This window comes from Bacillus sp. MMSF_3353 (genome assembly GCF_030733445.1).
Lineage (GTDB): Bacteria > Bacillota > Bacilli > Bacillales > Bacillaceae_G > Bacillus_A > Bacillus_A wiedmannii.
Map to the genome: position 1 here is coordinate 63,676 of NZ_JASHJA010000004.1, position 22,839 is coordinate 86,514.

The window sequence follows — 22,839 nt, forward strand, 5'->3', positions numbered from 1 at the left end:
TCCCCCTAATAATAGAATGTACAAACTGCCATGTTCTGCTTTCTCTTAGATGCTTGTCCAATTCACATTATAGGGAGGGATTGTAAAGATAGATGACGTTAAAAGTTAAGTGTTTTTTAAGAGATTTTGTCGTTTTTTGCAAACCACAATTAGCGATTTACGCCAATCTAGCTTTCTAGCTTTTAACATTACATACATGTAAATTTTGATGTTAAATCTTTTCGTTTCATACGTTGTTTTTTATTACTTCTAATTTTCGGGAAAAATCCACTAATTAATAATGTTATAATCCATACCATTATTAGAATAAAATTTATTGTATTACCGGAATTCAAGCTGAAAACTCTCCAAAAATAGGCAGCACAAAAAACGAGGATAGCAGTACTAATAAGTAAAAATGTCCTAACTACTAATCCGATGTAGGATCTCTTCTCTTGCTTAAAAATGAAAGTTCTTCTACCTTTGTACAATCTAATCACAAATAGCAGCAAATATAAACCAAGTGTGGCTCCAATAACAATTGATGTAATAGAGTTGTTTTTTCTCTGCTCAGCTAGAGAGAAGTAACTTTCAGGTAATTTTCCAGTTTCATATTCAATCCATGCGTGGTAAATATCCTGTCGTAAGTCTATACCACCTTCACTATTCGTGAGGATTACCAATCCATCCTTTGTATTAGGAATGAAACCATAAAAAGAATGCCACCCTCGATTATCACCAGAATGATAAATTAATTTCCATTGATTAGATAGTTTTTTTTCAAATATACCTAAACCATTCTCCCCTAATACCGGCTTTTGCATTTCCGTAACACGTTCACTTTTGATGACACCATTCCCTTTATTATGTGCATCCATGCTTGCAAGTATCAATGTCATCATATCGGTAACATTTGTCTTAAGACCTGCAGCAGCCTGTTCGGTAAATTGGTAACTAGGGAGCTCCTCTCCAAAATATCCATAAGCTTTCGAAAGGTTATGGTTTTCAGGACGTTGTAAGAATGAACTAGATTTCATTCCTAAAGGTTTCATAATTTGTTCTTCCATATAACGATCAAACGGTATTCCGGTAACCTCTTCAATTACAAGTTGTAAAATTGTATATCCGCCACCAGAGTAAATTGTTTCTGAACCTGGTTTATTGGTAACCTCCACTGGTTCATTAAGCCATCCTTTTCCAGACAGAGACTCCTCAATAGAGTCAAGATGTTTCCCTGGTGTAACCCCGAGGTATCCTTTATGTGCAGACAGCCCTGCTGTATGGCTTAACAATCTTCTTATTGTGACTTCATTATTATTAAACTCTGAATTAGGTAATTTCCATTTGGTCAGATATTTTCCAACGGGATCATCTAGTGATAAATGCCCTTCATCTACAAGATGTAGGATTCCCCACGCTGTAAGGTTTTTAGATATGGAACCAGCTTGAAACAATGTATCGTCACTCACCGCTTTTTTTGTCTTTTTGTCTACATAACCGTAGTTAAGTGTATAAGCAATACGCCCCTCATGTACAATCCCTATTGCAACCCCTGGTACCTCATAATTCTCTTGCCATTTTGGTACCTGTTCATCCAGCTTTTTTTTGAAATCCTCTATACTCCTATCAATCAACGTGCCCGATTCTGCCCTCACCACATTTGTAAACCATGCTTCATTCGTAATAAATATGTAAATCATTAAACATAAAATACTTTTGCATATTATCGATGCTTTTTGTCTATTCTTCATCTGCTCCACCTTTTTTCAGAATATTCTATCCATCAATCAGAGTATCCCATTCTAATATCCTGTTCTATCGATTTTTATTACTTAACCTTACAAAATTGTAATAAAAATCAAAGATCTACTATTGTCCTTTATCTGAGGGCAATGAAATTCATTAACAAGATTGATATGAAGTTATATCTATTGTTTCAGTTAAGGCCCCTAAAATACTAATTTGGTTAATCAAATAGATATATTCCAAATTACAAAAATTTATAATAGAAAAGGTGGATTTTAGTTTTAATTAGAATTTGACCAAAGTATTGCTGCAAATATTTATTCTATAAAAAGAAGAACCCCACACATTTTGATTAAAACTTCAAAGTATCTCTAGATACATCTAAAAATTTAGCAACTTGTCCAATTGTGTACATTATGTTCTCCTTTATCATTGCTACTTAATTTATTACATTCATACTTCATATTCTTTACATTATCGAATTTCTCTTCCTATTAATACCTCCTTGTTCTCCCCCAAAAAAAGACACAGAGATTTCCCCCCATGCCTACTAATTCCTACTTCTTCACCGCATGCACATAATGCACCGTCTCAAAAGCTTTTAAATAATCGTTTCGTCCTTCAAAATATAATGTATGAATATCCTCTGGTGATAAGTGCTCATAAATGAGTAAGCCTACCTTCTCTAACAGTGCTTCCATTTCAGCATAAGAAAAACACGATTTCATCGGTTCTCCGCCTACTGCAGCCATTTTTACCATATTTTCAACTCGATTGGACAATCCTTTTTCCGTAAATAAGTTTTCATCCGGATAATCGAATACGATAGAGCTCCCCACTGGAACCATCTCGAATAAATTTTCTATTAAACTAGAAAGCTCCTCTTTCGTTAAATAGTACGTAACACCTAATAGGCTAAAGAAAGTCTTTTTATTTTCAAATCCTTCATTCCGTAACTGTTCACTGGAAAACCCTTTCGTGAAATCCATCGAAACAAAATGAAGGTTGTTTGGAGTTTCAAGTACTGCTTCTTTTATTCTCCCCCTCTTAAACCTTTGTGTAGAAGGATGATCTACTTCAAATATTTCTATTTCATTCTCTAATTCTCGGTGTCTAAAGCTGAACGTATCTAAGCCTGCACCGAGTATGACGTATTGTTTTTCGCCTAATGTAATTTCATGTAGCAATACTCTTTCACAATATGCCGCACGTGCCAAAGGTGTTGGTGATAATTGAACTTGTGTAATCCATTTTAATATTTCTTGTGGATTGTCTTGAAACTTTTGTGCAATGTCTGTATTGAAAAAATGGATTCCTTGGACCATATTTGTTTCAATATCGTTACGTTCTTTTTTTGAAATGAAATCTTTAGCTACATAATCATCAAAGATTTTAGGACTATCAAATTCACTATGGTACGCCCTTCCGAAAGCTGATACTAGCGACGTTACACTCGCTTCACCTTTTTTCACGCACATACACTCCTTCATTTTCACAACAAAAATAGGGTTCCCCTGGCCAGGAGAACCCTATTATACACTTTATTTTTATATTGGTAAATTATAGCATAAATAAGTTTTTTTGTCAAGTTTTCAGCCTACTACTACTCCGACATATTGTATATTCTCTAGCAGGAAAATTGTCAATTCACATCGAATGTCCCAAATGATAACAATACATATGGAGGCCAATATGAAACGATTAGTGATCATTACAGTAGGAAAAACACACAGCGGAAAAACTACATTTGCTAAAGAACTAGAAAAAGAGTTACCCCACGCTTTCGTTATGGATCAAGATAACCAAGCTGAATTCATTAACACGCATTATGAAAAATTACAGCCGGACGAAGGCCCAAATACATTTAAACACGGTCTTTCGAAATTCATTGTTGATTATGCAAAAGAACATACAAGTTTACATCTTATTATTTGCAACTCAAATAGAAGCCGAAACGGCCGGATGTATTTGCTAAATGAATTGTTTCAGAAAGAGGAATATGTACGTATACTCGTTCATTTTGACATTCCAAATGATGTACTTTATGAAAGAGTAGCTCGAAGCACGCGAAGTACCAATATTTTTAGAGGTGGATATTCTAATTTCAAAGAAGTACTCGATCGACAACAAGCTGAATTGCAACATGAAGATGTGGTCGATCCGATAGAAAACGAGGCTGATTATTTGTTTGTTATTCGTAATCGTAAGGATGTAAACTCTACTATAGAAGAAATTGTTCATCTAGCTAAAGATCTCTCCCCTACCCAAAAATAATAGACTATAAGAATTACATAATGATAGATTATTATGCAAATACTTCCTCTAGACATCCTACATGGTATATAATGATAAGATAATCTACTTCTATATGCTCAATTCTACACAAAACAACTCATGCATATGAAAGAAAAGAGGTACAAAAATATGAAAACAAAACAAACAATCGCTGCGTCTACACTAGCTTTAGCAATGATTGCTGGCGCAAATTCTGCTCATGCGGAAGTAACTGATGCTACTCCTCAGCAAAGTACAGGAGATCGATTAGCTGAAATTAAGCAACATAGACAAGAATTAGATGCGAAATTACAGCAGCACAAAGAAAACGTGGATCAAAAGTTGAATGAACTTAACCAAGTTAAGGAAAATGTTGACACGAAGGTTAATGAACTACATGAGCGTAAACAAGTTGCTGATGAAAAAATTAACGAAATAAAACAACGTAAAGAAGAGCTAGATGCAAAACTTCAGCAAGACAAGCAAATCGCCGAAGATAAAATCGCTGAAATAAAAGAGCATAAAAAACAAGTAGAAGAAAAAGTTGCTGAAGTGAAAGAACATAAGCAAAATATCGATAATAAAGTGAATGAGATTAAAGAACATAAACAAACTGTCGATGAAAAAGTGAATGAAATGAAGCAACATAAAGAGAACATCGATCAAAAGGTTAATGAACTTAAGGAAGTAAAAAAACAGGTAGATGAAAAATTAGCTGAGTTAAAGAAAGCAAAACAAACTGCTGAGGACAAACTTGCTGAGTTAAAAGAAAATAAGCCGCATACTGGAAATACGTTAGAGGAACTTAAGAAAATTAAAGGCAATTTAGATAGTCTTTCCGCTAACTTAGAACTAGCGAAACAAGATGTAAAAAACAAACTAGCTGAATTACAAAAAGCTAGAGAAGATTTACTAAATAAAATTAACGAAATTAAACAAGCGAAACAAACTGTTTCAGATGATTTAACAAAGAAAAAACAAGACTTAGATATTAAAATTAACGACTTTAAGCATACTGAGAAAAAAATTGAGGACAAATTAGCTGAGGTACATACAACGAAGCAAAATGTAGATAACAAAATTAATGAAGTATCTCAATCAAAACAAACAGAAACAAAGGCTGGTACTACAAACACAAACAATAACGCTAGAGAACTTCCTAACGCTGGTAGTGAGCAATCAAACAATATGGCTTTAGGTATGTTATCTGTATTAGGCGGCGTTTTATTAATTACACGAAATAAAATTAAAGCGTTATTCTCAAAATAAAGCAATTATACAAAAGACAACCGCACACTTGTGCGATTGTCTTTTTTCTTTATATTAACTTCCCATCTCTTAGCGTCAATATACGATCACATACATCAAGCATTCTTTCATCATGCGTAATCATAATTGCTGCTTTTTGGCTCTCTTTCACTTCACGTTTCATCATTTCTACAACTTCACGTGCGCGTTTTGAATCTAAGCTTGCTGTTGGTTCATCCGCTAATATTAAATCTGGGTTGTTCATGAACGCGCGAGCGATTGCTACCCTTTGTTTTTCCCCGCCAGATAGTTGATTTGGATAATGACTTTTTCTTTCTCCTAATCCAAATGCCGCTAATAAATGATCCGCACGCTTTTCTGAGTCTTGTTTGTTTTCTTTTTTAAGCTTTGCAATGTAAAGCAATTGTTCTTTTACATTTAGATATGGAACAAGATTTGCAAACTGGAAAATGAAGCCGATTTTTTTCAAACGAATGTCTGTCATTTCCTTTTCTGATAGCTTCGTAATATTTTGCTCACGAATGTAAATATCCCCTTTTGATGGTGATAATAACGCACCCGCGATTGATAATAACGTACTTTTCCCTGATCCAGAAGGACCGACGATTCCGATAAATTCTCCAGCTTTCACATCAAGCGACATCGGATGAAGGGCTGTTACTTCCGTATTCCCTTCTCCGTACACTTTACTTACTTTGTCTAATTTTAATAATGAAGTCATTACATCCCGCCTCCAATTGCTTCTAATGCATCAACTTTTAATACTTGGTATAACGAAATAAGTGTTCCTAAAATACTAATTACGATGAAGATTGCTGCATATTGTGCAATCATCGGTGTTGTTAATAAGAACGGCATACCCGCTGGTAAAATTTGTTCTAATCCTTGTACAAGAACAATACTGATTACCATCGCAACGACTGATAAGAATAACGCCTGCACGACTAAGCTATTTGCTAAATAAGAGTTCTTTGTACCGATTGCTTTTAATACACCTAATTGCTGTGTTTTTTGCAATGTAATGACGTAGAAGAATACACCGATTAGTAACGCAGCGATAACAAGTAAGAATGCAATGATCATCGTTAATGTTCCTTGCTCTTCTTTAAATCCTGGAATGCTTTGCAGTACTTCTTTTTTGTCGATAACATGTGCATTTTTAATTTCTTTATCTGTATTCAGTGCAATTGCACTATAATCTTTTTGGTTTGGTTGTGAAATAGATCCCCATACGTCTTCATTTACATAAACGACTGGTGTATGGCTAAACATTTGATCTTTCGTAAATCCAACGATTGTAAATTCTTTCTTTGAAACAGGATCAATAATTGTATCCCCAATATCGATTCCTTTTTCTTTAATAGATTCATCAGCAACCATTTCGTTATTTGCTGTGCCTAATTTCTCACCTTTTACAATGTTCGGTTCTAAAAATGAATCACGTTCACTTGAGGAAATAGCAACATCCACTTTTTTCGAACTATCTTTCTTTTCATACGTTGAAACTTTCACACGAAACGGAACGGCCTCTTTGTCGCCTACTTGATTGACTACGTTATCTACATCTTCTTTCTTAATTTGTGAACGAAGTAATTTATTTTCCGCATCATCTGCTAAAACGAACTTATTTGCCTCCATATTTTGAATCGATGAAGCATTATCATATGATAATCCATTTGCTAATCCTGAAATAACAAGAACTAAAAATGATAATAACACCATAATCAGTCCGATTAATCCGTATCTTAATTTTGATTGTTTTAATTCACGCAGAGCTAAAAACATTTCGCTCGCTCCTTCCTCTTTCTTTCTATGCACTTATCATAAAAAAGAAATATGAACGGAATATGAACAGAAGATTACAGAGGAGAAGATTTAATTTTCGGAAAGTATTGAAAATAATCAGAATCCTTGATACAATTCAGTCAAATAATCTTGACCGAGTAATTTTATTTGAGGAGTTGATCTTGTTGAAGCCCATGTTAACACTAACTACTTATAGCCAACTAAAAGCAATAAGCGATCCACTTCGTGTCAAAATGATGATGCATCTATGCGAACGTCCTTATACAGGACAACTACTATCTGATAAATTCGGCATTCCAAGGGCTAAAATTCATTATCATTTAAAAGAATTAGAAAAGAATGGTTTTATAGAAATTGTTTATACAGAAGAAAAGAATGGCATCATTCAAAAGTTTTATCAATCTGTCGCTAGGGGCTTCACCCCTGCCGCGGACCTATTACCTCATTTAGAAATATTAAGCGAATCAGGTCGCCAAATCTTTTTACAAATGACAGAAAGAACGAAAAGCCATATTCTCGCTGCACCAGAAGAAGCTTTTACATTACGAAAAGTAAGCGAAGACCCAGCAGAGTGGAATTACGTTTCATCTTGCTGGGAGTTTGATGCCACGCCAGAACAATTTCAAGTGTGGGTGAAAAAATTTCATGAATTAATGGCTGAATTAAATGATATCGCAAAAGACGCAGATAAAGATCCAAATAGTAAATCTTATTACATTTCTACTACTGCACTACAAATCGATGAAAAAGCAATGCAGCGCTTTGTGAAAAAAGAAGAAAAATCGTAATACGATTTTTTTACATAGACGGTCAAATTTATTTTACCGAATAATTTTTTTATAAAGGAGTAGATTAAATGGACATATTAAAAAACCGAAATTTCCTCTTACTTTTTTTAGGAAGAATTTTTACAAACATAGGAGATAGCTTATATTATGTAGCTGCGATGTGGCTCGTATATAAGCTGAGTGGTAATCCTTTTTATTCTGGATTGGCTGGTTTCCTTACATTATTACCTTCTGCATTACAATTCCTTACCGGCCCATTCGTTGATAGATGGGCAATAAAAAACACCCTCGTCATTACACAAGTTTTGCAATGCATGCTTATTTTAATCATTCCTATTACACACTACGTCGATCTATTAACAGTTCAACTACTACTCATCATCATGCCCATCGTAGCCTTTATCGAACAATTCGCCTATCCCGCACAATCAAAAGCTTTACCACTTCTACTTCATAAAACACAACTATTAAAAGGAAATTCACTCTTTTCATTTGCGTATCAAGGCATTGATTTAATTTGCACGACGCTTTCTGGCATATTAGTAGCACTACTTGGCGCAATCACTTTATATGTAATTGACTCTATTACATTCGCGATTACTGCCCTTTTGTTCTTTTCATTGAAAATGCCAAAGCAAGCAGAAACCAATACATCACTTTCAACTAAACAATATTTCACTGATTTAAAAGAAGGTTTTTCGATCGTCTTCCGTTCATTAATGGGCGTATTCTTAATCGGTTCAGTAGTCGCTAATTTTTCAATCGGTATGACGATGGCGATACTCCCTTCTTTCGCTGATTCTTTAGGAGGCGTGAAATCATATGGCTTCTTCTTAGCCGCTATATCAGCCGGCAGTTTAATTGGAGCATTATTCAGTTCATGGGTTGGTAAACGTAATGTTGGCCGTGTCTCTATTATTGGCTTTGCGACTGGTGCTATCTTTTGGTTTCTCTCCACGATCGTACCGTTTCAGTGGTTGTCTATTCTCTTATTCGGTCTAGCCTGGATTCCAATTGGTGCAACCAACATATTATTTGCGACAATTAGTCAAATTGTAATTCCAAATCAGTATATTGGACGCATAAACTCAGTCATGCGAAGTATGGGCACAATTGCTATGCCGTTCGGTTCTTTAATTGGTGGATATGCTGCAAATGTATTTAGTAGCCAACTCATTTTCGCGTTCGCTAGCATCGGGATTTTATTTATTTCTTTCGTATGGCTACTTCATCCAAAGTTACGGGCTTTGCCGAAAGCTGATGAAATTACAGCGGATACTTTTGAAGTTCGGTTTAAAGAAGAGCGCGGGAAAAGTACAGCTTTATAGCAGAAGTGGCAGTACGTGAAATTTATATCGGCGATTTTTCAAATATATCAGCGCAACTCGGATTATATCGGCGATTTTCATAATATATCGGCGCAACTCAAATTATATCAGCGATTTTCCGATTATATCGATTTATCGACAAAAAATGACAAAAAGAAGAGGCTGTTCCCAAGCAGCCTCTTCCATCTATTTCGGAAGCTCCACCTGAACAGTAGTCCCTTCCCCTTTCGTACTATATACTGAAACGTTTCCGTTATGCAGTTCAACAATTTTCTGCACAATCGATAATCCTAAACCACTACCTTCTACGTTTCTTGCCCTTGCAGTATCTACTTTGTAAAAACGATCAAATATACGATCCATTTCTTCTTTTTCCATACCGATTCCGTTGTCTGATATAGAGATCATCACGCTCGACTCTAATTCTTCTACAACAAATTCAATCGTTCCGCCGTCGTTTGAAAACTTAATGCTATTCGTAAAAATATTACTCCATACTTGATGAAGTAAGTTTTCATCACCTTGTATTGTAATATCCGGCACATCAAATTCAACGGCGATATCTTTTTCACGCCATTTCCATTCGAGCATAAAAATAACGTCTTTAATTTGCTTCTGCAAATTGAATTCTTTTATTTGTAATACTTTTTCTTCTTTATCTAGTGAAGCTAGCGTAAGTAACTGTTTACATAAACTAGACATTCGCTTACTTTCGCCCTCAATAATTTGTAAGTAATGGTTTCTTTCTTCCGCACTCATCTCTTCTGACTGTAACGTTTTTGAGAACCCTTGTATGGAAGAAAGCGGCGATTGAAATTCATGAGAAACATTTGAAACGAATTCTTGTCTCATCTCATCTAATTCTTTTATACTTTTCGTCATCTTTTGAAAATTAGTTGCTAATGTACCAATTTCATCTTTTCGATTTTCATCTAATTCGATATCATATTCACCACTTGCAATCTTTTGAGTCGCTTTCGTAAATGTTCGAATGGGACGAACGATATAACCTGCTGCAATCGCTATAAAGATAATACTTAATAGTACGATAAACCCAAGTAATACCGCTAAGAAAATTCGCATCTCGCCAAATTGGTTCTGAATGTCAGGACGAATAAATAAAGCGTACTGTTTATCACCGTGTTGCACTGGTACACCGACACTATTTATTAATTCATTATCGAAAAAACCTGTAATAAAGAGACGTGTTGGATACGTAGAAACACCATTAAACGTTTCGCCATTCAATACTTTATGAACGGTATCATCACTTATTATTGTCTTACGAAACGCGTTGCCGATACGTTTTCCATTCTTTTTATCATCGACAATATAAATTTCATATCCTAACTTCGCAATAGACTGTAAGTATGCCTCTTGATTTTCTTCACTTTGCTTTTCATATAACGATTTTACTTCTTTCGCATACATTAAAATCTTTTCACTATTGTACGGTTTTAACTTCACTTGATAGTACACATTTGTTAATAAAAAACCGATAATACTGCTAAGTAGCATGATTCCAACCGTCATAAAAACAAATCTAGAGTATAGTGATTTCATTTTATTTCAACTCCAACTTATAACCGAGTCCGCGTACTGTCGTAATTTGAAAATCATCTGTTCGTTTTGAAAAACGATCTCTCAGTCGCTTCACATGAACGTCAACTGTTCGTTCATCTCCTTCAAAATCCATTCCCCATACTAATTCAATTAATTCTTCTCTTGAAAAGGTTCTTCCAGGATAACTAGCAAGTTGTGATAATAATTCAAATTCCTTTAATGGAAGCAAAATCGTCTGACCGTTACACTTCACTTCAAACCCTTTTCGGTCAATTATCGTTCCGTGTAATGTAATAATATCAGCACTAAGCATTTGATAACGGCGCAATAGAGCTTTCATACGGAAAATTACTTCAGCTGGTTCAAATGGTTTTACAATATAATCGTCCGTACCAGAAATGAATCCTTTTTCTTTATCGACTAGCTGACCTTTCGCAGTTAATAAAATAACCGGTATATCATGATACTTCCGGATTTCTTCACATAACGTATAGCCATCAACAAACGGCATCATAATGTCTACTATCGCAAGATGAATATTTTCTTTCTCTAATACGCCTTGCGCTACCTTTCCATCTTCCGCTTCAAAAACTTTAAACCCCTCTTTTTGCAAATGGTAATGTAACAATTCTCTAATATGCTTATCATCATCAGCTAATAAAATATGTATCATCTTCATTAAACCCTCTCTTGTTCATCCTTCTACATCCTTACCTTAAGAAACAATTGGATTTTTTGCAAGAAAAAGAAAAACAAACCAACATTTTAAGATAAATAAAAAGAATCTATTTTGAAAAAAGATTATTCAAAATAGATTCTTACGTTTTAGTATTAAGATTATTTTAATGAAAAGTAATTTCTATGCTTTAGAAATATCAACGAATCCTTCTCCAAATACGTCACGAACATCGTGTATAGCAATGAACGCAGCCGGATCTGTAGTTTGAACAATCCGTTTTAGCTTGACTACTTCTTGCTTATTAATAACAACATAAAGAATTTCCTTCGGCGTTTTCGTGTAATAGCCATGACCTGAGTACACAGTAACCCCTCTGCCCATTAATGTAGTTACCTTTCCGGCAATTTCATTCGGGTTATCAGAAATAATCGTAATGGCTTTCTTCGGATTTAAACCTTCAATTACAAATTCCATCACTTTCGTTGCTACATATAGCATAATAATTGTTATCATCAGTTTTTCTGCACCAATGATGAAATAAGACGAAAACGCAACGATTAAATCGAAGAACAGTAAACCATAGCTAATGCTCCATCCTAAATATTTATGCGTCATCCTTGCTAAGATGGTAGTACCTGCTGTTGTTCCGCCAACACGAATAATAAGACCAATCCCGCACCCAATAAATATTCCTCCGAAAATGGCATTTACGAGCATTTCATCCGAAGCAATCGTCCAACCTTCTGTCAAATGAAGGAATAGCGAGTTCGTAACTACAGCGATAATCGTATAAATTGTTGTAATCTTATTTAAAAATTTATAACCAGCTATTAACAAAATCGCATTTAAAATTAAGTTAACTAAGCCTGGTGACCATTCAAATAAATAATACGTAATAATCGTGATACCAGTTACTCCACCCTCACCAAACTCGTTCGGGATAACAAACAAATTGACACCTAACGCAAAAAGAAATGCACCAATAATAATAAAAATAATGTCTGTCGTTCTTTTTTTCATACAGTACCTCACTTCTTATGTAAATATTTATTCTGTCATAAACTCTCACCATTATATCGTGGAATATTCAAATCGAACAGTGGTTTATTTTTATTTTAATATAGGGTAATAAATCAACTTCATCCTATATCCACATGTAATTAAAAAGTAAAACAACTGTATTTATTATGTACGACAAATAAAGTTTTGATTTCCCATGCAATTCACCCTAAAAAATGTATATCAACACTCTCACTCGCACAAACTTCAAATACAAAACAAATAGGCGAAGCTATAGAATAAACTTCGCATCAAGCGTGTGATCATAGAGATTCATATGAGATTTTATATTCATAATTTCCAGAAATAAATTTACTTATCCTTCTCCATATATTCTTTAATCTTTCGTTCTTCCCACTCTTTTCCGAATATCCCAACTGGAAAAGTTGTCAAACCATGTATAACGATACCGATTCCCCAACCTGCAAGTGGATATAAAAACCACAATTTACTGGAATCAGAGATTATATTTATAATAAAAAGCATTAAGTTCACTAGTATATACACCGTTAAATGAATGTAAAACGCTTTTAAATTCTCCACCCTTTTTTTAGCTCGTAAATAATTCTCATCTTGCTCCATATATAAACACCTCTTTCATTATTGTATTTTTTAAATTCGCTCCGATTTAAACATCATATTCTAATCAAAAATCTCTTATTCTCAAAAATTCACAAAATAAAAAAGATCGTCTTCATTTCAGGAAGATTGCAGGTGCTAGTGGATACCCTTTTTTGTTCGTAGTACGATACCTTGTGAAAAAATTGAAAAATCAAATTTCACAATAGAAATAAACCCTTTAAATCTGTATAATAAAATTAATAGCCATATTTTAATACAGAAAGGTTTTGGTAACATGCTAGGTATCGATATCAAAAAAACAGATGGAGAATTAATTATTTCATGGCAACTAGCTAAGATTCAAATTCCATTAAGTGAAATTATTGAAGTTACAGAAGATGAAACCTATGCTGGTGTAGAAGAAGAAGAAAACGTAATCCGAATTGGAACAGCATACGCTACAACAGACCGGATTTTAATCAGAACAGTAAAACAAAATTATCTATTATTTACGACCAATAGAGTCTCAATTTTGAATAAAATCAATGCATAAGCAATAGGATAAAACACTTGTCTATATGGGTTTATTCGATTCAACTGTATACCCGCATTTTAAAAATTATTATAGATACAATGATGTAAAAATAAACAAAAAGTACCCAGCAAATGATCATGTGTATGACAATTTGCTGGGTACTAAGGGATATATTTGTTAATTACAGAATTCTAATTAAGACCAAATCCATACATCATCATTATTTTCAGCGTTCGTCTTTGCTTCATAAACTCTTTCGATATGATCAACCGTGTTCCAGTTAATAGAAATACCGCCCCAGCCCACATACTTCATATCAATTTTTACTTTCTCACCTGTATGAAATACTTGTCCCTTCGTTAAGAAAACATCAATAATAACTTTCTTCCCGTTTAGTGATGGATACTCAACTACGACATATTTAGTAGAACCGTCTCCCCCATATTCCATCGTTCCTACTTTTGATACTTCCCCAATCACATAATCAGGAGAACCATCTTCTTTCATGTGCATACCTAATTTATTTGACGTATTTTCAACTGTATTTGCAATCATATATTCAGTAAAATTACGCATCATAGATCCAGTAGCTTTTACTTCATCTCCTACTTTCACATTTGAAAGGGAATCTATATATACACTTACAGGCTCCTCATATTGCTTAGATTTTACGACAATTACACCTTTATCTACTTCTACTACTCGTCCTTCTAACGTCGAGAAATTCGATTCAATAGAAGCCGCACTCACTTTTGACAGTTCTAATCCTGGTAAATTCGTTCCTGATAATGCTGCGATCCCTAAAGCACCTGCTAAAATTATTTTTTTCATACCCATATGTAACCTCTCCATTCATGATGATTATATTTTTTGATTGGATACGACCAACATGTAACCATTATAGTTACAGGTTATATAAAATAGCAACCATCTTTCTTATGCAATGTTGCATACTGTAACTTTTAAATATGAATCGATTATTCCTATATTCAACACGAGTGCTAAATTCTTGAATCACAGCAGGTAAACAGATTGATGATGAAGAAACTAATGTGATGCATCATATTTTTTCAATGCTACAGTTTGTATAATCGTAGTCCATTACATTATGTAGGAGCGGAGTTAACATGTTAATAAAACCAAAGAGGTTACAAGCAGGAGATATTGTGGCAACAGTAAGTGCTTCATGGGGAGGAGCGGGTGATTCTAAGCTAAGATGGCGTTATGAGCAAGGAGTAAAGAGATTAGAAGAAGTATTCGGGCTTACAGTTATCCCAATGCCAAATAGTTTAAAAGGTAGCGAATACCTTTATAACAATCCAGGGGCTCGTGCGGAAGATTTAATGACAGCATTTAAAGATACGCGTGTTAAAGCAATTATTACGAATATTGGCGGAGAAGATAGTATCCGTTTACTACCTTATATTGATTTTAATGTGATACGTGAAAATCCGAAAATCTTTATGGGGTACTCTGACGATACCGTTTCACACTTGTTTTGTCATAAAGCAGGAGTTTCCTCTTTTTACGGTCCAGCAATTTTAACTGATTTTGCCGAAAATGTAGAGATGGATCCATATACAGTTGAAATGGTAAATCGGACTCTCTTTTCAAATGAGACAATTGGCGAGATTCAACCAGCTCATGAATGGACGAGTGAGCGTTTAGAATGGATAGAGGTAAATAAAGATACAAGGCGTACGATGCAACAAAACAATGGCTATGAACTACTTCAAGGCTCTACTACCGTACAAGGACGCTTAATTGGTGGTTGTATAGAAGTATTGGAATTTGCAAAAGGAACGGAGCTTTGGCCTGAGAAAAAACATTGGGAAAATAGTATCCTTTTCTTTGAAACTTCTGAAGACCATCCAGAACCAAGCTATATAAAGTATTGGTTACGAAATTACGCAGCGCAAGGCATTCTCCAAAAAGCAAAGGGTATCATCTTTGGTAAACCAAAAGACGAAATGTATTATGAAGAATATAAACATGAAATACTGCAAGTTATGAAAGAACATAACTTAGAAGATTTGCCGATTCTTTATAATTTAAATTTTGGTCATACCGAGCCGAAGTTTATTTTACCTTACGGTGCGATGGCAGAAATTGATTGTGAAAATGGGGCTTTCTCTATTTTAGAGAGTGGCGTGGAATAAAGGAAAACTTTAAATAAGTATAGCCATAAGTTTTATAATTATGTTTTCCTGATCCTACAGGAAGAATAGCATATTTTTTCATTTTAGGGAGATTACTTATCTAATGATAAAGGGGGATTTACGTGTATGGAAGCAACATTTACAGTAAGTAAATGGGATGAAAAACTAATTGATGATACTAGAAAAGATTTCCCTATTAATATTGCCCATGTTGAATATGATATTGATGGTGAATTAAAAGGAAAAGCTTTTGTTGAATACTTATTATATTATTTAGACTCAAATATAAATGATGGTCACTTGGCTACTGCTAAAATTTCTGGATTTTTACACTTTGAAGGAATTTATAAGGGGCAACAAGGGACATTTACAGCTATAGAGCAAGGAATATTCGATAAAGGAAATCTAAATTCCCCAGGAACAATTATTAAAGCTACTGGTAACTTAGAAAATCTGAGAGGGTCCTATAATTATCAGTTTACAGGTCAAACCAGTAAACTGATTTTAGAGTTTGAATTTCAGCAAAATATCCTATAATTTAGTGGAAAGGACATTTCTTGTAATACTAGGAATGTCCTTTTTTTGTTGACGGGCTTATTCAACTATTCTTCTATTAGTTAAGAAAAGAACAGGGTATATTACATAACGTCTTATTATCAGTATCCAGCAATGCATAAAATTTTCGTTATGGGGGGAATTAAAAATCTAAGCTCGAGAGGCATGTGGCCCCCACCTATTCATTACTTTTCCTACTAACTAAAGAATAATCCCAGAAAAACTCCCCTGCATAACTTCTTTTTCAAGTTGATTCCTACATATAAACATCGCAATAATTTTTGTACGATTTTTTTCATCGGGCTCAAATTGTTCAATAGTTACGTCACAACGAATCGTATCACCGCTAAAAACAGGACGTACAAATTCAAAATCCATCTTGCGAGCTAGTACGTTATAATCACCGCCAATTTTTGTAGGCAACGTTGATGTTAACAGTCCTTGTACAACAAATCTCCCCTGCTCATCTGGTGTAACATGATGAACACCTTCATCTTTCGATACTTCCGTAAATAAAACAACATCCTCTTTCGTAAAAGTTCGCTCAAAGGTGATTTTTTCCCCTACTTGCAATTTCATCTATACCCCTCCTCAAAAACACTTTATAAATAAGAAAAACCGAAACTATAATCATTTCGGTTTTTCAATCTAAAGAAGTCTATATTTACTTTAAAGAATGTACAAACAACCCACTACGCAGTTTCGGTTCAAACCACGTTGACTTCGGCGGCATAATTTCTCCAGCGTCTGCGATTGATAGTAAAGCTTCCATTGATGTCGGATATAATGAAAACGCTGCTTTATATTCACCGCTATTTACAAGACGTTCTAGTTCTTCTAATCCGCGGATTCCTCCGACAAAGTCAATGCGTGAATCAGATCGCGGGTCGTGTATTTCAAGTACTTGGCTTAATAAATGATCTTGCAGAATAGATACATCTAAACCTTTAACGAGATCATTCGCATCAAACGTTTCCTCTTTCACTGTGAGTCTATACCATTTCTCGTTTACATACATACCAAATGTTTTTGGCTCATTTGGTTTATACGGAGAAACAGCTGCTTCTTCTACATAAAAGTATTGTGCAATTTGCTTTAAAAACTGTTCTTCTGATAAGCCGTTTAAATCTTTCACAACTCGGTTATAGTCCCAAATGGATAATTCATCGTGAGGGAATAATACAGATAGGAAGAAATTAAACTCTTCTTCTCCTGTGTAATTCGGATATTGTTCTCTTCGCATGAGCCCTACTTTTGCTGCTGATGCTGAGCGATGATGCCCATCTGCAATATAAAGATTAGAAATATCTTCAAATGCGTTTACTAAAGTAGCAATTACATCCTCATCAACTATTTTCCAGGCAACATGCTCCACGCCATCTTCTGCTGTAAATGTATAGATTGGCGCATGCTCTTCTTTCCAGCTTGCAATGATACGTTTCACATCTTCTTTCGTACGATACGTTAAAAAGATAGGCCCCGTATTTGCATCACACACATCTACGTGGCGAATACGATCTAATTCTTTTTCGTGACGCGTTCTTTCATGTTTTTTAATTGTATCATCTTCATACTCATCAATAGATGTACAAACGACAAGACCTGACTGCGTTCTTCCTTCCATCGTCAGTTCATAAATGTACAGTGATGGCTCTTCATCTTGTATGAATACTTCTTCTCGTATAAATCGATTTAAATTTTCACCCGCTTTTTCATATACACGATCATCGTACGGTGAAAGTGCCGGGTCTAAATCAATTTCTGCTTTATCAACGTGTAAGAAAGAATACGGATTCCCTTTTACAACCTCTCTTGCCTCTTTACTATTTAATACGTCATACGGTAAAGCTGCAACTTCCGCTGCTTTTTCTTCTACTGGACGAATGGCCCGAAACGGTCGGATTTTTGCCAAGTTTTCCTCTCTCCTTTACACAATCATTCGAACGGCTACAACACCTGTAATTTTGCTTATATTTTCCACAATGTTCTCTTTTATTATATCATCAATTCCGTTATCAATATCAATCATTGTATACGCCCAAGAATGTTTACTACGATTAATCATATCCGCAATATTAATATGATGTTCTGCTAAACATCCTGTAATTTGTCCTACCATGTTCGGAACGTTTTGATGCATGATTGTAATACGTTTCTTTCCGATATAAGGGAGTTCGACGTTTGGATAGTTTACTGAATTACGAATATTTCCTGTCTCTAAATATTCACGTAATTGGCGCGCTGCCATGATTGCACAATTTTCTTCTGATTCAGATGTAGATGCACCAAGGTGAGGCGTCGCTGTTACATTTTTCATCTTTATCACATTTTCATTCGGGAAGTCTGTTACGTAATGCGTAATAACATCTTCTTCTAACGCTTTTTGAAGAACATTTTCATCTACAAGTTCTCCTCTAGAGAAATTGAATAAACGCATACCTTTTTTCATCTTCTCTACAGCGTGTTCACCAATAATCCCCTTCGTTTGATTCGTAAGAGGAATATGAAGTGTAATATAATCACATGTTGCGAAAATTTCATCTAAACTAAATGCTCTTTGTACATGTGTAGAAAGGCGCCATGCTGTTTCAACTGAAATGTAAGGATCATATCCGACAACGTCCATCCCTAAAGCTAACGCATCGTTCGCAACTAAAGCACCGATTGCGCCGAGGCCAATTACACCTAGACGTTTCCCTGCAATTTCTGATCCAACGAATTGTTTTTTTCCTGATTCAACAAGCTGCGGTACTTCTTCACCCTCTAAATTTTTCGTCCAGCTTACACCGTTAATAATGTTACGTGAAGACATAATAAGGCTAGCGATAATAAGTTCCTTTACTGCATTGGCATTCGCTCCTGGTGTATTAAATACTACAATCCCTTTTTCTGTACATCGCTCGACAGGAATATTATTTACACCAGCACCAGCTCTTGCAATCGCCTTTAAGTCTTTTGAAAATTCTTCTTGGTGTAAAGAATAGCTACGAAGTAAAATACCATCTGGGTGGTCCATTCTATCCCCTACTTCATAACGCTCTCCGCTAAGTACTTGCAAACCCTTTTCCGCAATTTGATTTAACGTTTGAACACGAAACATATCCCCATCTCCCTATCTATTCTCAAGCTCAAATTCCTTCATATAATTTACTAATTGCTGTACACCGTGTACTGGCATCGCATTGTAAATACTTGCACGCATACCACCGACTGAGCGATGCCCTTTTAACGTAACAAGGCCGCGTTCTTTCGCTTTTTGTAAAAACTCATTGTTCAGCTCTTCTGACGGTGTTGTAAACGGAATGTTCATAAGTGATCGATACGTAGGATCAACTGGTGAAGTAAACAATTTTGATTCATCTAAGAAATTGTAAAGAAGTGAAGATTTCATTCTATTCTGTTCTTCAATCGCAGATACCCCGCCTTGCTCTTTCAACCACTCTAGTACAAGTTTCGTTACGTAAATACTAAAGGATGGCGGTGTATTATATAAGGAGTTATTTTTGCTGTAAGTTTCATAGTTTAACATTGTAGGACAAGAGCGATCTGCTCCCCCAATTAAATCTCTTTTTATAATTGCAATCGTTAAGCCCGCTGGTCCTAAATTCTTTTGCGCTCCCGCATATATAAGGCCGAACTTCGTAACATCATATTGTTCTGATAAAATATTTGAGGACATATCTGCAACGAGCGGTACTCTATCTAAACGTGGAATGTCCACATATTTCGTACCCTCAATTGTATTGTTCGTTGTAATATGTACATAATCTAGTTTTTCATCATTTGGTAAACCATCCAGTTTAGGAATTGTAGTAAACTTCTCTTTTTCAGAAGAAGCAAGCACTTGTACTTCCCCTATTTTTTCAGCTTCTTGCATCGCCTTTTTAGACCATGAGCCAGTTAATACGTACCCTGCTTTTTTGTACGTATTCATTACATTTAACGGTATCATAGAGAATTGTAATGACGCACCGCCTTGTAAAAACAGTACTTCATACTCATCAGGAATGTTCATTAATTCACGAATTAGGCTACTTGCTTCATCTATAATACTTTGAAAATAAGAAGATCGATGACTCATTTCCATAATAGACATGCCTGTCCCGTTATAATTTACAAGCTCCTTTTGCACTTTCTCTAAAACTGGCAAAGGGAGTATTGATGGTCCAGCTGAAAAATTATATACTCTCTCCATCACCCTGATAACCTCCCTATTTCTTATTTTTATTAATTTTTAAACTTTCTGAATTATAACCTGAAATATAATACGTGGTCAATTTGTTTTCTATTATTACGGCGTAAGACGCAATGGAATCGCTTGCATGTGCAAACTACTTTTTATAAACATACAAAAAAGTGTTAAGTACATAATCGTACTTAACACTCTAGTAATAAAGTATAATTGCTAATTGTCCGTGAAGAACCGATCAAAAATTTGATAAATAGCAGAAAGACCAATGAGCCAATAAATAGTGTCCACAAGCGCCGGCATAGAACCAAACCATTTCTCAACTACATTGTAATCTAACGCTACAAACAACCAATTCAAACCGCCAAGAATCACCAAAATTACTGTAAGGTAAGACAAAAATTTCATTATGATTGCCCCCTAGGTGATAAGATGGTGAAAGGCCTTTCACTAGAAATATATGTGGTAAAATTCAAAACTTACCTATTTAATAAAAATTATTTTCGGTACCAGCCGTTAATAACTGCCTCTGCTTCTTTACTATGTATTTGATACGCATGCGTACTATTATGAGAGCCAATAAACCAAATTGAAAAACCTTTAAAATACGGTTTCGTTTCTAATATATCTCGGTAAGCACGCCATCCGTTTAATTGTACGTCCTTTGAAAACACATTAGATACATCTGGATTCCACGGATTTTGTAGTCCAAGTTCACGTGCTGGAACGTTAAATCCACCAAAATAAACCGGTTTTCCTGTTGCATTATGTAATTGTTCTAACTGCTGCACAACATTTTGCCCACGATTATATACTGTTGTGGCAAATAAACTTTGCTTCACTTCTTCGTATGATGGATTTCTTTTTCCTGAAACTTCAAACCAACCATCAATACTAACAATATCCACCTTTTTTAAATATGGACGATTTATTTTTTCTATAAACTTCGCTTCATAAGATGGATCAAAGCTTGCTGTTAACCACCAATTCATTTGATACAAAACATTTCCTTTATATTGCTGACGGACGAAATCAATCGTATCGCTCCAATATCCTTCTGCATATTCCATATTCACGAAATTAGAGGCAATCTTGAGCCCGTACACATTGTATTTACTTGTAATCGAATTAAAAATATCTTGTAGAATAACCGTTTTCCAATTCCAGAAGAAATCATTAATATTACTCGGATTCCATTCCGTTTCCCCAACATTTCCTTGCTGAATATATGGGAACGGTTCCACAATAACTTGAATATTACGCTTTAATAATTCTTGAATTAAAAGAATAGCCTGTTGCTTTTGCGCTTGATTAATTACCATGTTCGTAGAAGTTACATTCGGAATATCTACCTGAATCGGTACATTTACTGTATTTAAATTTAAGCGCTCTACATCAGCTAACACTTTCGCCACATTTCCAACTTCCCATACCGTTACATTTCCTGATTTGATTTTTCCAGATTGAACAGTATTTACATCAGCCTGTACATTTCCTTGAAAACAAAAAGAAAACAACATAATAAACACTCCTAAAAAACTTATTAAACTCTTATTTTTCTTCACAACTTTCCCCCTATAATTTTTGGCATTCTTGCTTATTCTATACAATGTTTCACATATATTCCACAAGAATATTTAGTGAAATTTCATCAATAAAAATGCTATTCACCCTTTATCCATATCTTATTCATACTAACCTCCTAAAAATAGTAAGATAAATAAAAAAGGAGCGTATTTCCGCTCCTTTTTTATCTTTTTAAAATTGAAGTTATTGGATTTTTTCTGATAACCTAACCACATCTAATTTTTTATATAAATAAATTTTTATACTCATAAATGTATCAAAAAATTTTTATCTATATTCGCTTTTTGTTTGTATTACTTTTATATTTACTTCATTAGATTGTTTAATATCATCTTTAAATTCTTGTTTGACTTTTTCTATATCAGCTGCAGTACCACTAACTAGAATCCCATCGACTGGTTGTCCTGGACCTTGCACATAACGTTTTACTCCTATAAAGATAGCAATAACCACCACATAACTTATAATTTTTTTCACTAGAATACTCCTTTAATTAATGATTTATATCTGGATTATAGATGTGATTTTTTCATAAGTTAATGACTTCTATCTAACTATCTAACTTCTAATCTTACAATATTGTAAGATTAGAAGTTACAACGTGTATATTTTATGTCAGAAGACCCCCTCCTTAATTTGTTTAATGTTGGGATAGCGTTAGTAAATAGATGGGAGATACTGTCGAAAAAAGATAAAAATGACTCGATTATTTTTTGTAGATTATACACAAACATTTATGTAAAATGTTTATATATAATCAAA

At 34.6% G+C, this 22,839-nt stretch carries 23 protein-coding genes; 7 read left to right on the forward strand and 16 right to left on the reverse strand.

Translation table 11 applies throughout. The annotated features are described in order from the left end of the window. Positions 1-188: 188 nt before the first annotated feature. The gene (locus tag RBB48_RS11255) at positions 189-1,730 is read right to left on the reverse strand and encodes a serine hydrolase domain-containing protein (protein WP_306007651.1); all 1,542 of its coding nucleotides are present in this window, start codon (positions 1,728-1,730) and stop codon (positions 189-191) included. 552 nt (positions 1,731-2,282) lie between these two features. Then, entirely contained in the window at positions 2,283-3,197 is a 915-nt protein-coding gene (locus RBB48_RS11260) for a class I SAM-dependent methyltransferase (protein ID WP_306007652.1), read from the reverse strand. A 220-nt stretch (positions 3,198-3,417) separates the two neighbouring features. On the opposite strand from RBB48_RS11260, the gene RBB48_RS11265 reads away from it, so the two are divergent. Together RBB48_RS11265 and RBB48_RS11270 are read left to right on the forward strand one after the other, a co-directional pair. After that, positions 3,418-3,999, forward strand: a complete 582-nt coding sequence (locus RBB48_RS11265) for an ATP-binding protein (protein WP_088063979.1) — start codon at positions 3,418-3,420, stop codon at positions 3,997-3,999. A 150-nt stretch (positions 4,000-4,149) separates the two neighbouring features. After that, complete coding sequence (locus RBB48_RS11270) at positions 4,150-5,268, forward strand: LPXTG cell wall anchor domain-containing protein (RefSeq protein WP_306007653.1); 1,119 nt, start codon at positions 4,150-4,152, stop codon at positions 5,266-5,268. A gap of 49 nt (positions 5,269-5,317) precedes the next feature. On the opposite strand, the gene RBB48_RS11275 is transcribed toward RBB48_RS11270, so the two are convergent. Next, a complete protein-coding gene (locus RBB48_RS11275; protein WP_000202602.1) occupies positions 5,318-5,989 on the reverse strand; it encodes an ABC transporter ATP-binding protein in 672 nt (223 codons plus the stop codon). Continuing rightward, on the reverse strand, positions 5,989-7,053 hold the full coding sequence (locus RBB48_RS11280; RefSeq protein ID WP_306007654.1) for an ABC transporter permease: 1,065 nt from the start codon (positions 7,051-7,053) through the stop codon (positions 5,989-5,991). Before RBB48_RS11280 ends, RBB48_RS11275 begins: the two co-directional genes overlap by 1 nt. A gap of 185 nt (positions 7,054-7,238) precedes the next feature. On the opposite strand from RBB48_RS11280, the gene RBB48_RS11285 reads away from it, so the two are divergent. Together RBB48_RS11285 and RBB48_RS11290 are read left to right on the forward strand one after the other, a co-directional pair. Further along, positions 7,239-7,862, forward strand: a complete 624-nt coding sequence (locus RBB48_RS11285; protein WP_306007655.1) for an ArsR/SmtB family transcription factor — start codon at positions 7,239-7,241, stop codon at positions 7,860-7,862. 68 nt (positions 7,863-7,930) lie between these two features. Continuing rightward, positions 7,931-9,190, forward strand: coding sequence for an MFS transporter (locus tag RBB48_RS11290; protein WP_306007656.1), 1,260 nt, complete (start codon positions 7,931-7,933; stop codon positions 9,188-9,190). A 186-nt stretch (positions 9,191-9,376) separates the two neighbouring features. Here RBB48_RS11290 and RBB48_RS11295 read toward each other — a convergent pair whose 3' ends face one another. The 4 genes from RBB48_RS11295 to RBB48_RS11310 all read right to left on the reverse strand — a co-directional run bounded on the left by RBB48_RS11295 (position 9,377) and on the right by RBB48_RS11310 (position 13,073). Next, a complete protein-coding gene (locus RBB48_RS11295; RefSeq protein WP_306007657.1) occupies positions 9,377-10,753 on the reverse strand; it encodes a sensor histidine kinase in 1,377 nt (458 codons plus the stop codon). A 1-nt stretch (position 10,754) separates the two neighbouring features. Further along, positions 10,755-11,432: a response regulator transcription factor gene (locus RBB48_RS11300; RefSeq protein WP_199695075.1), complete on the reverse strand. Its 678-nt coding sequence runs from the start codon at positions 11,430-11,432 to the stop codon at positions 10,755-10,757. Positions 11,433-11,612: 180 nt separating this feature from the next. Continuing rightward, complete coding sequence (locus tag RBB48_RS11305) at positions 11,613-12,452, reverse strand: YitT family protein (protein ID WP_000747488.1); 840 nt, start codon at positions 12,450-12,452, stop codon at positions 11,613-11,615. Positions 12,453-12,803: 351 nt separating this feature from the next. Beyond that, positions 12,804-13,073, reverse strand: coding sequence for a 2TM domain-containing protein (locus RBB48_RS11310; RefSeq protein WP_088609333.1), 270 nt, complete (start codon positions 13,071-13,073; stop codon positions 12,804-12,806). A 274-nt stretch (positions 13,074-13,347) separates the two neighbouring features. On the opposite strand from RBB48_RS11310, the gene RBB48_RS11315 reads away from it, so the two are divergent. Beyond that, a complete protein-coding gene (locus RBB48_RS11315; protein WP_306007658.1) occupies positions 13,348-13,605 on the forward strand; it encodes a SunI/YnzG family protein in 258 nt (85 codons plus the stop codon). Positions 13,606-13,782: 177 nt separating this feature from the next. Here RBB48_RS11315 and RBB48_RS11320 read toward each other — a convergent pair whose 3' ends face one another. Beyond that, positions 13,783-14,424 (reverse strand): hypothetical protein, encoded by a 642-nt coding sequence (locus tag RBB48_RS11320; protein WP_306007659.1) that lies wholly within the window; start codon positions 14,422-14,424, stop codon positions 13,783-13,785. A 290-nt stretch (positions 14,425-14,714) separates the two neighbouring features. Here RBB48_RS11320 and RBB48_RS11325 point away from each other — a divergent pair, with 290 nt between their 5' ends. Next, positions 14,715-15,746 (forward strand): S66 family peptidase, encoded by a 1,032-nt coding sequence (locus RBB48_RS11325; RefSeq protein ID WP_306007660.1) that lies wholly within the window; start codon positions 14,715-14,717, stop codon positions 15,744-15,746. A gap of 126 nt (positions 15,747-15,872) precedes the next feature. Further along, complete coding sequence (locus tag RBB48_RS11330) at positions 15,873-16,283, forward strand: DUF3224 domain-containing protein (RefSeq protein ID WP_088063988.1); 411 nt, start codon at positions 15,873-15,875, stop codon at positions 16,281-16,283. 219 nt (positions 16,284-16,502) lie between these two features. Here the strand turns inward: RBB48_RS11330 and RBB48_RS11335 are convergent, their stop codons facing one another. The 7 genes from RBB48_RS11335 to RBB48_RS11365 form a co-directional block, all read right to left on the reverse strand. Then, positions 16,503-16,880, reverse strand: a complete 378-nt coding sequence (locus tag RBB48_RS11335) for a hotdog family protein (RefSeq protein WP_048544764.1) — start codon at positions 16,878-16,880, stop codon at positions 16,503-16,505. 85 nt (positions 16,881-16,965) lie between these two features. Beyond that, positions 16,966-18,213, reverse strand: a complete 1,248-nt coding sequence (locus RBB48_RS11340; protein ID WP_088063989.1) for a DUF1015 domain-containing protein — start codon at positions 18,211-18,213, stop codon at positions 16,966-16,968. Between the two features lie 15 nt (positions 18,214-18,228). Next, on the reverse strand, positions 18,229-19,401 hold the full coding sequence (locus RBB48_RS11345) for a 3-phosphoglycerate dehydrogenase family protein (protein WP_087984206.1): 1,173 nt from the start codon (positions 19,399-19,401) through the stop codon (positions 18,229-18,231). Between the two features lie 12 nt (positions 19,402-19,413). Next, complete coding sequence (serC, locus tag RBB48_RS11350) at positions 19,414-20,496, reverse strand: 3-phosphoserine/phosphohydroxythreonine transaminase (RefSeq protein WP_087984264.1); 1,083 nt, start codon at positions 20,494-20,496, stop codon at positions 19,414-19,416. Between the two features lie 210 nt (positions 20,497-20,706). Beyond that, positions 20,707-20,898 (reverse strand): DUF378 domain-containing protein, encoded by a 192-nt coding sequence (locus tag RBB48_RS11355; protein ID WP_000670803.1) that lies wholly within the window; start codon positions 20,896-20,898, stop codon positions 20,707-20,709. A gap of 89 nt (positions 20,899-20,987) precedes the next feature. After that, positions 20,988-22,055 (reverse strand): glycoside hydrolase family 113, encoded by a 1,068-nt coding sequence (locus RBB48_RS11360; protein WP_306007661.1) that lies wholly within the window; start codon positions 22,053-22,055, stop codon positions 20,988-20,990. 289 nt (positions 22,056-22,344) lie between these two features. Continuing rightward, complete coding sequence (locus tag RBB48_RS11365) at positions 22,345-22,554, reverse strand: hypothetical protein (protein WP_242475724.1); 210 nt, start codon at positions 22,552-22,554, stop codon at positions 22,345-22,347. Positions 22,555-22,839: the final 285 nt, after the last annotated feature.